12 protein-coding genes are annotated in these 13,318 nt (G+C 50.1%); 6 read left to right on the forward strand and 6 right to left on the reverse strand.

The window, feature by feature from the left end; genetic code table 11:
• Positions 1-310: 310 nt before the first annotated feature.
• The gene (locus ACN5NT_RS04445; protein ID WP_419174640.1) at positions 311-1,081 is read right to left on the reverse strand and encodes an inositol monophosphatase family protein; all 771 of its coding nucleotides are present in this window, start codon (positions 1,079-1,081) and stop codon (positions 311-313) included.
• 318 nt (positions 1,082-1,399) lie between these two features.
• Between ACN5NT_RS04445 and acnA the strand changes: the two genes are divergently transcribed.
• Complete coding sequence (acnA, locus tag ACN5NT_RS04450; RefSeq protein WP_419174641.1) at positions 1,400-4,165, forward strand: aconitate hydratase AcnA; 2,766 nt, start codon at positions 1,400-1,402, stop codon at positions 4,163-4,165.
• A gap of 119 nt (positions 4,166-4,284) precedes the next feature.
• Here the strand turns inward: acnA and ACN5NT_RS04455 are convergent, their stop codons facing one another.
• Both ACN5NT_RS04455 and ACN5NT_RS04460 read right to left on the reverse strand, forming a co-directional pair.
• Positions 4,285-5,166, reverse strand: a complete 882-nt coding sequence (locus ACN5NT_RS04455; RefSeq protein ID WP_419174642.1) for a hypothetical protein — start codon at positions 5,164-5,166, stop codon at positions 4,285-4,287.
• A gap of 262 nt (positions 5,167-5,428) precedes the next feature.
• Positions 5,429-6,295 (reverse strand): protein phosphatase 2C domain-containing protein, encoded by an 867-nt coding sequence (locus tag ACN5NT_RS04460; protein ID WP_419174643.1) that lies wholly within the window; start codon positions 6,293-6,295, stop codon positions 5,429-5,431.
• Positions 6,296-6,744: 449 nt separating this feature from the next.
• Here ACN5NT_RS04460 and ACN5NT_RS04465 point away from each other — a divergent pair, with 449 nt between their 5' ends.
• A complete protein-coding gene (locus ACN5NT_RS04465) occupies positions 6,745-7,977 on the forward strand; it encodes an NAD(P)-dependent oxidoreductase (protein ID WP_419174644.1) in 1,233 nt (410 codons plus the stop codon).
• Positions 7,978-8,097: 120 nt separating this feature from the next.
• Here the strand turns inward: ACN5NT_RS04465 and ACN5NT_RS04470 are convergent, their stop codons facing one another.
• On the reverse strand, positions 8,098-8,325 hold the full coding sequence (locus tag ACN5NT_RS04470; RefSeq protein ID WP_228721418.1) for a MarR family transcriptional regulator: 228 nt from the start codon (positions 8,323-8,325) through the stop codon (positions 8,098-8,100).
• The gene (locus ACN5NT_RS04475; RefSeq protein ID WP_228721419.1) at positions 8,322-8,729 is read right to left on the reverse strand and encodes a Fur family transcriptional regulator; all 408 of its coding nucleotides are present in this window, start codon (positions 8,727-8,729) and stop codon (positions 8,322-8,324) included. The genes ACN5NT_RS04470 and ACN5NT_RS04475 overlap by 4 nt, the downstream gene beginning before the upstream one ends.
• 273 nt (positions 8,730-9,002) lie before the next feature.
• Between ACN5NT_RS04475 and ACN5NT_RS04480 the strand changes: the two genes are divergently transcribed.
• The 4 genes from ACN5NT_RS04480 to thpR all read left to right on the forward strand — a co-directional run bounded on the left by ACN5NT_RS04480 (position 9,003) and on the right by thpR (position 12,318).
• Complete coding sequence (locus ACN5NT_RS04480; RefSeq protein ID WP_419174645.1) at positions 9,003-9,848, forward strand: ABC transporter ATP-binding protein; 846 nt, start codon at positions 9,003-9,005, stop codon at positions 9,846-9,848.
• A gap of 25 nt (positions 9,849-9,873) precedes the next feature.
• Positions 9,874-10,926 (forward strand): ABC transporter permease, encoded by a 1,053-nt coding sequence (locus ACN5NT_RS04485; RefSeq protein ID WP_136795379.1) that lies wholly within the window; start codon positions 9,874-9,876, stop codon positions 10,924-10,926.
• A 64-nt stretch (positions 10,927-10,990) separates the two neighbouring features.
• Positions 10,991-11,764 carry a tRNA threonylcarbamoyladenosine dehydratase gene (locus ACN5NT_RS04490; protein ID WP_136795380.1) on the forward strand — a complete coding sequence of 258 codons (774 nt, stop codon included), beginning with the start codon at positions 10,991-10,993 and terminating at the stop codon, positions 11,762-11,764.
• On the forward strand, positions 11,761-12,318 hold the full coding sequence (gene thpR / locus ACN5NT_RS04495) for an RNA 2',3'-cyclic phosphodiesterase (RefSeq protein WP_136795381.1): 558 nt from the start codon (positions 11,761-11,763) through the stop codon (positions 12,316-12,318). Before ACN5NT_RS04490 ends, thpR begins: the two co-directional genes overlap by 4 nt.
• Before the next feature lie 75 nt (positions 12,319-12,393).
• Here the strand turns inward: thpR and ACN5NT_RS04500 are convergent, their stop codons facing one another.
• Positions 12,394-13,299: a DMT family transporter gene (locus tag ACN5NT_RS04500; protein ID WP_419174646.1), complete on the reverse strand. Its 906-nt coding sequence runs from the start codon at positions 13,297-13,299 to the stop codon at positions 12,394-12,396.
• Positions 13,300-13,318 lie beyond the last annotated feature (19 nt).

Consider the following 13,318-nt stretch of genomic DNA (forward strand, 5'->3'; position numbering starts at 1 on the left):
CACTCCTTTAGAGCAAATATATCCCATCACGAAATCAAGCTTGAATACTTGATTTTATATAGGTTTTGTGCGTTATTCAGGGCGGGACTTCTATTAAAACCTACAGGTTTGAATTGCCGAAAGTCAAGGCAATTGTCCCGCCCGTTCTTCTCGTAATCTACCTGAACTGATAATCATTATCCTTTCACAAGTGAAGTAGTTCAATATTAAATTATCTTCATTTTCCTGTTCCATTGCAAATAGTTGCGGAAAAATCGTTAAATAAAATACACCATTCTTCAACAAGTCCCTGTCTGGCAGTAGCTTTCAGTTATTCCTCAACCACCAGCTTTCGCAGCTGCTCGTGAATCAAGCCGTTTGTCGCCACCAACCCTCCCGCCGGATAATCAATTCCTCCACGATAATCTGTCAACATCCCGCCAGCTTCCTGAACCAGCAGCACTCCTGCGGCAACATCATAGATATTCAGGCATTGCTCCCAATAGCCATCCAGCTTCCCCGCTGCTACCCAGGCCAGATCGAGGGCTGCAGAACCGTGTCTCCTGAAATCACGGACGTTTGGAATCACTCTGGAAAATGCCCCCAGATTATCAGGCTGGAACCCCTCTCTGATACAGGCAAAGCCTGATGACAATACAGAATCGATCAGCTTGGACGTGCCCGAGACGGTAATCCTATTATTGTTCAGGCAGGCGCCTTTGCCACGCTCCGCTGAAAACATCTGGCCGAGCACGGGCGCATAGACCACTCCCGCCACAATCTCCCCCTTTCGCTGCAAGGCAATGGAGACAGTGTAACCCGGCAGTCCCTGAATATAGGAGTTCGTACCGTCGATCGGGTCAATTATCCAGCAGCTGTCACTCTGTTTATCGAGTAGCCCTTGCTCCTCTCCCAGGATTGAGTGGTTGGGAAATTTGGCAGCTATCCGTGAACGCAGGTAGGCTTCTACTTTTTTATCTACTGAGGTCACCAGATCCCTGGCACTTTTATACTCAATCGACACTTCTTTGAAGCTGGCGGACTCCGCGACACAGATGGCCCCCGCCGCTTCGGCCAGTTCATTTAAAAACGCATGATTCATCTATTATTCACCATAATTAACCAACTATGATATCGTATAAAAATCAGCTCATAGCTGTTACAGCCTACATTAGAACAGCACTAAGCGATTACCATCTTTGCTGACTTCCGGGAGACACGTCGTGGCCTTATATCGTGCATTGGATTTCCCAATCAGGCACGTGAATTCTTCAGGTTACGTTTGCCCCTCGCTAAATCGAAACGTAATACGTATGATTAAATAATATACTACAAGCTGTTAGAGGATGACATGATGACCGTATGATATTGCAAACATTATTTTCTTAACTGACTGCGATCCAGCAAGACGAGGGAAACTATGACTGAAAACAGCAGGAGTGATTTCAGCGACTACCAGCGAACATTCAAGGCCGGCAAAAAAACATACCGCTATTTTTCCATAAAAGAACTCGAGGCCCGGGGGCTCGCCGATATAGGCCGCCTGCCCTACTCGATCCGCATCCTGGTTGAAAACCTGTTGCGCAACTACGACGGAGCCATTGTCAGGGCAGAAGAACTTGCCGCCATAGCAAACTGGCAGACCAACTATGATGCCCCTGTCGAGATCCCCTACCATCCTGCCAGGGTGCTTATGCAGGATTTTACCGGCGTACCGGCCGTGGTGGATCTTGCTGCCATGCGTGACGCTGTTAAAGAACTTGGCGGCGATCCCGATATCGTCAACCCCACAGTTCCGGTCGAGCTGGTGGTCGACCACTCGGTACAGGTGGACTACTCCGGCACCCGTTACAGTCTGACCCAGAACGTGGAGCGGGAATACGAACGGAATAGCGAAAGATACAAGTTACTGAAATGGGCTCAGAAAAGTTTCAGTAACTTCAAGGTGGTCCCGCCAAACTCAGGCATCTGCCACCAGGTGAACCTCGAGCATCTCGGCCAGGTTGTCATAGCCGCAGACCAGGCAGGCGACAAACAGCCCCTCGCCTATCCCGATACGGTGGTCGGGCTCGACTCACACACACCTATGATCAACGCCATAGGAGTCATGGGCTGGGGAGTTGGCGGTATCGAGGCCGAGGCGGTAATGCTTGGTCAACCCTACTACATGTCGATCCCAGAAGTTATCGGCGTGCGCCTCACAGGCTGTCTCAAGCCCGGCATCACCGCCACCGACATGGTGCTGACCATTACGGAGATGCTACGCAACTATAAAGTGGTAGAAAAGTTCGTAGAGTTTTTCGGCCCCGGTCTCAAGAACCTCTCCATCCCCGACAGGGCCACCGTTTCAAATATGACCCCTGAATATGGGGCAACCCTCGGATTTTTCCCGGTGGACGAGGCCACTCTCGACTATCTCGAGATTACCGGCAGATCCGAACAAGCTGTCAGAACCAAAGCATACGGCATCGCGAATGCATTTTTTTATGAAGAGGATGAATCCATCGAGTACACGGCCACTCTCGAACTCGATCTCTCCAGCATCGAACCATCTCTGGCCGGCCCTGCCCGGCCCCAGGACAGGGTGCCACTTTCCGAAATGAAAGACACCTTTGGCGACATTCTGGGCTGCACCTATAACCGTGATGCATCGCTTGAGAACATCTCTACCTTTCTCGATGAATCCGGTTCCTGCACTACCAGGAAACCGGACTGTAGCGCTGTGGCAAAACGCGATATCGAAATCACCCTGCACAACATCCCTGAGAAAATCGGAGACGGTTCCGTGGTGATCGCCGCCATAACCTCCTGCACCAACACCTCCAACCCCAATGTTCTGATTGGTGCCGGTCTCATGGCCCGCCAGGCAGTCCAGCGCGGCCTGAAAGTTCCGGCCTATGTTAAGACCTCCTTCGCTCCGGGTTCAAGGGTGGTGAGCAACTATCTTGAGACTGCCGGTCTGATGCCGTATTTCGAAGCGCTTGGGTTTCATATCACAGCCTTTGGCTGCACTACCTGTATAGGCAACAGCGGCCCCCTCAACCCGGAAGTGGAAAGCGCCATTGACGAACATAACCTCAACGTTGCCGCCATGCTCTCCGGCAACCGAAATTTCGAGGCGCGTATCCACCAGAAGATCAAATCCAACTTTCTCGCCTCACCGATGCTGGTTCTGGCATTCGCCCTTGCCGGACGCGTCGATATCGATCTCACCACAGAACCGGTGAGCCTCGACCCAAATGGAGACCCGGTTTATCTCCATGAGCTCTGGCCTGACAATGAAGAGATCGAAGCACTGGTCAGGGAGAACGTCACTAAAGAGAATTTTACCCACCAGTATTCAAAGATTTTCTCCGGCGACCAGTTCTGGGACAACCTCCATGTCAAGGAGTCTACGACCTATCCCTGGGATGATACATCAACCTATATCAAGCGGCCGCCCTACTTTGACGATTTTTCAATTGAGCCCGGCATCACCCCGGATCTTGAAAATGCGCGGGTCTTTTTGCTGCTTGGCGACAGCGTCACCACCGACCATATTTCTCCGGCAGGGGCCATACCTGTTGAATATCCTGCCGGCAGCTATCTCCTCCAACAGGGAGTCACACCAGAACATTTCAACTCCTACGGTTCACGACGTGGTAATCACGAGGTCATGATGCGCGGTACTTTCGGAAACATCAGGATAAAGAACCAGATGATCAAGCCCAAAGAAGGGAGTTTCACACTAAAATTTCCAGAAAAAACCGAGTTGTTCAATTATGAAGCGGCAATGCGTTACCAGAAGGAGCAGGTACCGCTGGTGGTACTGGCAGGTAAAGAGTACGGCACAGGTTCCTCAAGGGACTGGGCTGCAAAAGGCTCGAGGTTGCTTGGAGTCCGAGCTGTAATTGCAGGCAGCTATGAGCGGATACACCGCAACAACCTGGTGGGAATGGGTGTGCTTCCCCTGATGTTTGCCGAAAATGACTCAATCGAGAGTCTCGGCTTAAAAGGTGATGAGCTCTTCTTTATTGCCGGACTCGAAGGCATGACGCCGCGTAAAGAACTGCAGGTGCGTGCCCAGTCACCTGATGGCGCTGAGACCAGATTCACTGTAACCTCCCGCCTCGATACCCTGGTCGATATCAACTATTTCGAAAACGGCGGCATCCTCCCATTTGTGTTGCGGAAGATGATGAAATAACATGTCATGGCAACAAATAAAAAATGCCCGCTCCAAAATTGGAGCGGGCATTTTTTAATGCGTCGTACTTTCCGTTCTCTACCAGACTCAAGCAAAGAGGATGACTTCGAGATTGAAATCTATTTCAGCAGTGCTGCCAGATCCGGCTTCTGATTGATGATTATCTCCTTCAGCCTTGGGGCGAGTTCATTTTCCGGGTTGTTTTTTACGAAATCATACGCCTTGACGTAGTTTTTCGCCACCAGGGTATCAAGCATTACACCTGCTTGCTCATGGTCGGAGGCAACTTCCAGGATAAAGATAATCGCATCCGGTGTCATCTGTGCTACCGCTTCTTCACTGATGGAGTAAATACCTTTAAAAATCGCATCCACCTGTGGATGATCCATTACCTCATGTAGCAGCAGGGTAGCGATATTGGCATCACTATCAAACATTTTCCGGATAACGAGAGGTACACATGGATGGTTGGGAAGACCAACAACGAACCCAAAAGCTTTGGTCAGGTTCTTATCGGCAAGGGCGGCTGCCAACTGATCTTTCAACGGATGATCGGGGATTCGCTCCAGCATGTAGGTGATGACATCTGAGGAAAGCTCGCGAATATAATCTTCCTCAAGCTTGGTCATGCCCTTGAGGATCGAGGGCACTCCAGGGTGATCCGGCAGCTGCTTCAGCACCTTCACCGCGCTGGCATAGCTCAGGCCTTTCAGGGTATCACTATTGGTGGAATACATCTCCTGCCTGACTTTACTGACATAGTCAGAGGTCGGGTACTTCTCCATAAAATCGAACGCCCGATCAAAATCCCAGCCGGTTATCTTCTCAGGATTCTGCTTGATGAGATTATACTCCTCGATCATCTCGAGATTATCCGAAGCATCCGCCTCAACATTCTCAGCGTCATCCTTCTGCTCCTGCTCACCATTTGCGGAAAGCTTTGATGTAAGCTTGGCAAAAAGCCCGCCACCTTTCTTCACGTCATCGTTCGTATTGGTCATTCGGAATCACTTTGAACTTTCAGGTTTAGCAACTTGGTCCTGACACGAGAAGGTGCCGGGAAACGCTTTTCCTGCCAGAGCATTTCACAGTTCAACAACTGCCGCCATAGAGGGAGAAAAAGTCATGTAGTACGCTGACCGATGAGCGTAAAGTGCTCATAGGCCGGTCAATTTTCTATATCAGCTGGAAAGTATAATGCGAATACAGCCGCTCCTGCAAGCCAAAAGGATAAACGAAGGGGCAATTCCTTGTGCATCGCTCCTATGATAAGGCGATACCACTGATATCGTCGTTCATCTTGAAGCGTGGATAGGCAAGACATCTAGGGTCATCCTGCTGGAGAGACCGAACCCGGTCGCGAACTGCTGAAAGTCCGCCTTGTTGAAAGATCGTCGCCAGAAGATCCTGATCATGAGGGAGGTTGAGATCGTAGTTAGGAAGGACAAGACCGTCCGTGTAGAGAATGATCGCGGCTACACCGTCTAAAGTTTCTGAACCTCTTGAGACAAAATGCAAGGCATCGTTTTCACCGTTGAGTACACCATAATCGACATTCATCCTACGTCGAACGCGCAGTATCTGCTCTGCCAGCGCCACGCCAATAGGTTCACTGCTTGCCGGGCCGATTTTCTGCCACAAGGAGAGTGTCTCAGCATCATGGTCTTCCGGCTCGACGAGTTGACGGCTGGTACCGTCATGGCCAATAAGCTGGATTCGGCAGTCTCCGGTCTGGCACCAGTGAAACTGGTCACCATCCATTTCGATCACAGCAAGACTGGTGGTCCAATGTTCTTCCTTTCTGGTAAGGTCAACGCCTGAGGATAGCATTTTGCTGTGTATGGCTTCATTAGCCGCCACCATACGCTCAGTCAGGGAAAGGTTGCGGTCTGCAAATACATCCGCAGCAATATTGGAAGCGAGAAAGCCACCGGTCACACCATCGTAGAGGGTGCCGCTCAAACTGGTTGCCCCGTCAAACACACCATAGAGCCCATCGGTAATCAGTTGTGCATCCTCATTAAAGTTACCGCTCCCCTGTTCAAATACAGCCTCAACCTGAGAAAGTTCGGCAGATGGAACAGGGATTACTCGCTTATCGGCACTGTTTTCTGAATATGGGCAAAGCATCAGGGCAATAATCTCCAGGTACGTTTTATACGGTTATGAAAACGTACTATAGAACACTGGGCTGACACATCAAATCGTTAGTTCCGATAGCAGGATTACCACTCATGCCAATTGATTATATCAATTCATCAACAGACCGAAGTTCTATTCAATTCCCTGTGGGTTATGATGATTTCATGCCTCTTCCAACAGCTCTGTTCATTCTGGAATCTGCTATTTCGCGGGACTTTTCGTTTACACTCGCTATAATCCCGATAGAATTGCAGTGACTCGACTCCTCATCTTACGGCAGTAACAATAGCTGGCCCCTCCCCTCTTTGCGCTACCTCTATTGAGACGTCTGAACCTGAAACACATCCGCACCGCTGCAATCATCTGCGGCAACATTCAAAAGACAATCTATAGAATTTCATGAAATATCATTTCATTAACATAACATCCTGTAAAATATGAAAACCAACATCATCAAAGAAGCCCATCGCTGTCTGCAATGTAAAAAGCCCCTATGCAGGAAAGGCTGCCCTAACGGAACCAGAATTAACGAAATGATCTCTCTTTTTCTTAAAGGAGATCTCGAAAAGGCCGGCAGGATGCTTTTTGAAAACAATCCGCTGTCGGTTGTCTGCTCAAAAATTTGCCCCCATGAAAATTTCTGCGAGGGGCACTGCATACTTGGCAAAAAATCGGCCCCTATCAACATCAGCGGCATTGAACACTTCATCTCTACCTACTATCTCGATCATCTCGAAGCGGAGAGCTGTAATGTGCTCACCAAAGAAAAAGTCGCTATCATCGGCTCTGGTCCTGCCGGCATAACCGTCGCCTTCATCCTGGCGACAAACTGCTACGATGTAACGATTTTTGAGTCTGAAGACAAAATCGGCGGCATTCTCCAGCATGGCATACCTGAATTCCGTCTTTCCAGGGATCTGCTGGCAAAATTAAAAGATGCCCTGATCAAGATGGGAGTCAAGATTCGCCCCAACACTCTTATCGGACCGGTTATCACCATCGACGATCTCCTCCGGGACGCCTACAGTGCCGTCTTCATAGGCACCGGAGTCTGGAACCCGAGGCCACTCAGGATAGCTGGTGAAACCCTGGGCCATGTTCATTATGGAATCAACTATCTGAAAAACCCCGAAGCATATTCACTTGGCCGAAAACTGGCCATCATTGGCGCAGGTAATGTGGCCATGGACGTGGCGCGAACCGCACTTCGCAACGGGGTGGACGAAGTTGTGGTGCTCTATCGTAAAGGTGAAAACAACATTTCCGCCACCCGCCATGAGTATGAAAGTGCAGTAGAAGATGGGGTAAAATTCGCCTTCTTTCATTCACCGAATAAAATAACTGACGCCGGTGTTCTCTGCACCCTGACCAGCGCAGAAGGCAATACAGAGGGACAGGAAGTACTGGTAGAGGCAGATGCTGTTGCTATCGCCATCAGCCAGGACCCGAGAAGTAACCTCTCCGGCATCGGTAAAGAAAAGAATGGACTGGTTATAACAGATGGGGATGGTCGCACTACCCGCGAAGGGGTCTTTGCCTCAGGCGATGTGGTCACAGGAGCCAAAACAGTGGCAGAAGCTGTGAGTTGCTCAAAGAGAAGTGCGGCAGCTATTATGGAGTTTGTTGAATCAAAGCGCACCACTCTGAAAACAGTTGTTTCCAAACAATAAACTCCAGTACCCATGAACCCGGAAGCATTATCCAGAGCAAAAAAAAACCGGTGAGATTTTCATCTCACCGGTTTTTACTCTTGGCAGAAGTATGAATTTTTCAGCAATTCACAAGCGAACTTAACCGTTCAGGGCATTACGGCCATCATCGGTGATGGAATATTTGCAACGAACCGGACTTTCAACCAGTCCCTTCTTTTTTAAAGCCGTAATACGACAGCTGATAGCCTTACTCTCAAGACCGGTTGCCGCGGCTATATCTTTGGAGCCACACGGCTCTGCACTGTTGGCCATTGCCTCGAGAATCTGTTTTTGCTCATCGGTAAGTGGTTTGCATCCGCAACTCATTGGACTTTCTCCTTAAATTTTAGTTCTTTCTGACACTTCGGGCAAATCCCTGCAACTTCAAGGCGATAGCCTTTTACGGAGTATCCATCCGTGTTTTCCCAGTCTATCGATCCCAGCTTGTCCCTGTCCAGCTCCAGGTTATCAACCCGGTGGCATTTAACACAACAGATGTGATCGTGTTCGCTTACATCATAATCAAATCGTTTTTGCCTACCACTGATCTCCAGCTTGGCAATGATGCCAGCACCTGATAACACCTCTAGATTTCGGTAAACAGTTGCAAGGCTTATGCGAGGCATGACCTTTTTCACCCTCTCGTACAGCTCATCCGCCGTGAGATGCTGTTTGCTCTCCCGCAGTTCGCGAAGGATGATCTCCCTCTGGTTGGTCATTCGTAGCTGCATAATCCCCTCTTAATGATAATTAATATCATTTGTAAACGATAACTGTTCTCCGGTCAATATTTTTTTTCACCAAACTGTTATCGTCTGGCCAAAGCTCAAACCAGGACATATATTCCTGTGTGGTGTAGTGTTCTGTTAATCTTGAATATTTTTTATCGGCACATTTGATCTTTCGCCAAGAATGCTGATATCATTATACATAAATCTCCATCCAGACTCAAAATCCGTCTATTGGCCATGACAACGCTGCTTCACGTTCGTAATCTGAGAAAAGTGTTCAAAGAAACTGTCGCGGTAAAAGATGTCTCTTTTACTGTCAGCCAGGGAAGGTGCTTTGGCCTCCTTGGGCCGAATGGTGCTGGAAAAACTACTTCCATAGAAATAATTGAGGATATAATCCCGCCAACATCAGGTGAAATTCTCTACAGAGGTTCTCCGCGCACAGCTTCGTTCCGTGAAGAGATAGGCATTCAGTTTCAACACACCTCCCTTCTCAACTTTCTCTCTGTCAAAGAGACACTACGCACTTTTCAAAAACTTTTTGCACAACCGGAAGATCTCGATACGCTCATCAGGCTTTGCGAACTCAAACCGATAATCAACCGTGCCAACAACAAACTCTCAGGTGGCCAGCAACAACGCCTGATGCTGGCACTGGCATTAATCAACAAACCAAACCTGATCTTTCTCGACGAGCCGTCAACCGGCCTTGACCCGCAATCAAGACGAAACCTCTGGGCAATCGTGGAGAAGATTAAAGCAGAAGGCAAAACTGTGATCATGACCACCCACTCCATGGAAGAAGCCCAGTATCTCTGCGATGATATCGCCATCATGGATCAGGGAGTGATTATTGCCCGGGGCACTCCGAGAGAGTTGATCAATACCCACTGCAGGACAACAACTCTTTCTCTGCCTACGGAAAATCTGAGTGGCCTTGAATCGCCCGACCTGAGCTGGCACGAACGAAACAACCGGGCAGTTATCCATACCGATAATATTGACTCGCTACTGCAGAAACTGAACACGAATGCCGTCAGCCTGAATGGTATGAACATCCACACCCCAACCCTGGAGGATGTCTTTCTCCATCTCACCGGCAGAACCTTAAGGGACTGAAACACGAGATACGGGAAAAATTGCCATGCACCTACCCAGCTTTCAGCGCATATGGGCCTTGTTCGTTGCCCGCAATCATGAATTTTTCAGGGACAAAGCCGCCTTCGGCTGGAACTTCGCTTTCCCGTTCCTGCTCATAGTTGGCATCGGCCTGGTCTTCAACCACAAAGATTTGCAACACTTCAAAGTTGGGGTCTTCCCGGTCAGTTCGGACGCTGTTGAATTAGCTGAAACCACAATCCCCAAACCCTTTTATGAGAGTGAACACCTCACCTTCATTCCCATGGCCAGTTATAAAGAGGGAGAGCGTAAGCTAAGCCACCACAAGATTGACCTGCTGCTTGATGCAACCTCACGCAACCACACCTACTGGATAAACGACTCATCCCCCAGTGGTGCCCTTGCCGAAAAGATCTTCATCGCCTCATTCCTTGCAGCTGACGAGGTGGCTGATAAACAGTTGATCGAGGGAGAACAGATACGATATATCGACTGGCTCTTTCCGGGGATTCTGGCCATGAACATGATGTTTTCCGCGCTTTGGGGGGTCGGCTATGTAGTCGTCCGATATCGTAAAAACGGCACCTTAAAACGACTCAAAGCCACTCCTCTCACCGCCTTTGAATATCTCACAGCGCAGATGCTCTCCCGAATTTTCCTGCTGATGTTCACCCTGCTGATCGTCTGGCTCGGGGCTGACCTGATCTTTAACTTTCAGGTGCAGGGTTCCTATCTGCTGCTGGCATTCATATTTTTACTTGGAGGTCTGAATCTCTCTTCTATCGGCTTGATTCTGGCCGCGCGTGGAACCAGCGAGGAATTCACCAGTGGCGTGCTCAACTTTATTTCCCTGCCAATGATGTTTCTCTCTGAAGTATGGTTCTCCCTTGAGGGTTCACCACGCTGGGTACTGATGCTCTCTGACCTCTTCCCTCTCACCCACCTGCTGAGGGCAGCGAGAATGGTGATGAGTGAAGCGGCAACATTAAGACAGGTACAATGGGAATGTGCGATTTTACTTTTTTCTACACTGATCTTCCTGTCTATTGCTGCCAAAATTTTTTCATGGAATGAATAGATGCAGCAATTCGGCAGCAGCCAATTCTCAACGACAACAATTCACCTGGAATAGATATAGATATATGGAACGATTTTCAAGAACTCAGCGCTTATTGGGCAATGACAGTTTTGGTCGCCTGCAAAACAGGAGCGTGACCGTGGTCGGCCTCGGGGCCGTCGGAGGTTATGTGGTGGAAGGGTTGGCCCGCGCCGGCGTCAGCAATCTCAGAATTGTCGACTTCGACACCATCCAGCCCACCAATATCAACAGGCAGATCCTGGCCCTGGAAACCACGCTTGGCCGCCCTAAAGCAGAAGCCGCCCTGGAACGAATAAAGGCGATCAATCCTTCCTGCAACGTTGAAAGCCTGCAGATGTTTACCGCCGAAGAGACTCTGGAGGCAATTCTCTCCCCCCGGCCGGATCTGCTGATCGACGCCATAGACTCACTCAACCCCAAAGTCCAACTGCTCGTCGGGGCCTACCAGCGTGCCATTCCCACCCTCTCTTCCATGGGTGCGGCGTTACGGACAGATACCACTAAAATACGTATCGGTGATATATTCGAGACCACTGTCTGCCCCCTTGCCAAACATGTACGCAAACGCCTCCGCCGCCGTGGAGTAGGTAAAGGGATACGCTGTATCTATTCGAACCAGAAGGTTGATTTCGATTATACTCAGGAAAATGAGGAATCCAGGGTTGGCGAAACACCGCATTCAGATCGGGGGCGGGAGCGCAATGTGCTGGGCAGCCTGCCTACTATTACCGGCATTTTCGGATTGACCATCGCCAATGAGGCAATCACCATACTCGCCTCCGAAGAAGGCCCCTATTTTACTGGAGATCGCTTATGATACGACTTTTCGTCGCCTACGATATGCCTGACGATGTCCGTATGCTGATATGCGGCATGGGAGCAACTATTCCCGGTGCCCGGGCGGTGCCCGCTGAGCAGCTGCACCTCACCTTGAAATTCATCGGTGATGTGGAAGGGAGCATGCTGGCCGACATTCGTCGGGCACTCGCACAAATTTCCACACCACCGCTGATTATCAGTCTGCGGGGTGTAGGCCATTTCCCTCCCCGGGGCAATCCCAGGGTTCTGTGGTGCGGTATCTCTCCCGAGATGGAGACCATTCAGCTCCGCAACTCCATCGAGAAGTCACTGGCCGACATCGGCATCCCCCGGGAGCGACGAAAATTCTCCCCCCATGTAACCCTAGCCCGCTTGAGAAACAGCCCGCTGAAACGGGTAACGCAGTTCCTGGCAGGTAACAGCATGTTCGAAACCCCGTCTTTTCGTGTCGATACCTTCCGCCTCTACTCAAGCTCCCTCTCACATGGAGGGGCCGTTCATACAGTGCAGGCAGAATTCCCCATGACAACCGCCCACCCAGACGAACTGTAGCAACTTCACCAAGCCGGGAATCGGAGCAGAGATACGCTTTTTCTATTTCGACAAAATGGCCCCGAACGATACTGGCTAGCGACGTTCCCGCCGCAAGGAAGAGTATTGCAACACCACCATCGCCAACAGTACCATGCCGACTCCAGGCAAAGTACCCACTGGTGGTAAACCCTTGCCCAGAAAAAGATCGATCAGCAGCACCAGCCCCGGATAGAGATAGGAATAGGCCATTGCCCGGGTCGCGCCGATATGGGGCGTACAGTATTGAGTGAGAAAGAACGTGATGATCGTGGTAAACACCGCCAGATAGAGAAGAGCCCACCAGACCATTGGCCGGACTGATCCCAAATCAACAGCCAGCAACTTGTTTGCACCGAAAATCAACAGCCAGACAGTCCCGGTGACCAATACCCAGAAGGTCATCAGCAGCATTGACTCGCCACGATACAGAAATTTGACCAGGGGGGTGTAGAGAGCCATGGAAAAACAACCGAGCAAAAATATCACGTCACCCTTATTCCAGGCCATAGCAAAAAGCAGCTGAAGATCGCCTCTGAAGATTACCCACAAAGCCCCGGCAAGCCCAAGTACCAGTGCAATCCGTTGAGGCCGTCCCAGCCGCTCCCGCACCAGGAGTATGGCAAAAACTCCAGAAATAGCAGGTACCAGGGTGAAGATAACGCTGGTATTCAGGGCGCTGGTGTATCTCAGCGCGAGAAACATGCACCAGAAAAACAGCACCAGACAGCTGCTGATAATTGCCGAGCGACCGATGAGCGACCAGTTTGGCCGCAAGCTATGTCGCAGGTAAATGACAGGGGTCAGCAGGATGGAAGCAATGAGGAAGCGCAGCAGGGTCAACACCACAGGGTCAAGATCACCCGCGATAGCCTCCCCCACTGTAAATGATGTGGAAACAAGCGTAGCGCTGATCACCATCAGCAGATGGAGAACCGGCCCGGGAGGTGCAGTATCAGACACAATCAACTACCTGGAGTAC

It is taken from the genome of Desulfosediminicola sp., assembly GCF_048381775.1.
Taxonomy (GTDB): Bacteria; Desulfobacterota; Desulfobulbia; order Desulfobulbales; family Desulfocapsaceae; genus Desulfopila; species Desulfopila ganghwensis.

What these genes read in the sequence shown, in the direction of transcription:
- ACN5NT_RS04445 (WP_419174640.1), bottom strand. Translation starts at nt 1,081, where the DNA reads ATGAATCATGCGTTTTTAAATGAACTGGCCGAAGCGGCGGGGGCCATC.
- acnA (WP_419174641.1), top strand. Translation starts at nt 1,400, where the DNA reads ATGACTGAAAACAGCAGGAGTGATTTCAGCGACTACCAGCGAACATTC.
- ACN5NT_RS04455 (WP_419174642.1), bottom strand. Translation starts at nt 5,166, where the DNA reads ATGACCAATACGAACGATGACGTGAAGAAAGGTGGCGGGCTTTTTGCC.
- ACN5NT_RS04460 (WP_419174643.1), bottom strand. Translation starts at nt 6,295, where the DNA reads ATGCTTTGCCCATATTCAGAAAACAGTGCCGATAAGCGAGTAATCCCT.
- ACN5NT_RS04465 (WP_419174644.1), top strand. Translation starts at nt 6,745, where the DNA reads ATGAAAACCAACATCATCAAAGAAGCCCATCGCTGTCTGCAATGTAAA.
- ACN5NT_RS04470 (WP_228721418.1), bottom strand. Translation starts at nt 8,325, where the DNA reads ATGAGTTGCGGATGCAAACCACTTACCGATGAGCAAAAACAGATTCTC.
- ACN5NT_RS04475 (WP_228721419.1), bottom strand. Translation starts at nt 8,729, where the DNA reads ATGCAGCTACGAATGACCAACCAGAGGGAGATCATCCTTCGCGAACTG.
- ACN5NT_RS04485 (WP_136795379.1), top strand. Translation starts at nt 9,874, where the DNA reads ATGCACCTACCCAGCTTTCAGCGCATATGGGCCTTGTTCGTTGCCCGC.
- ACN5NT_RS04490 (WP_136795380.1), top strand. Translation starts at nt 10,991, where the DNA reads ATGGAACGATTTTCAAGAACTCAGCGCTTATTGGGCAATGACAGTTTT.
- thpR (WP_136795381.1), top strand. Translation starts at nt 11,761, where the DNA reads ATGATACGACTTTTCGTCGCCTACGATATGCCTGACGATGTCCGTATG.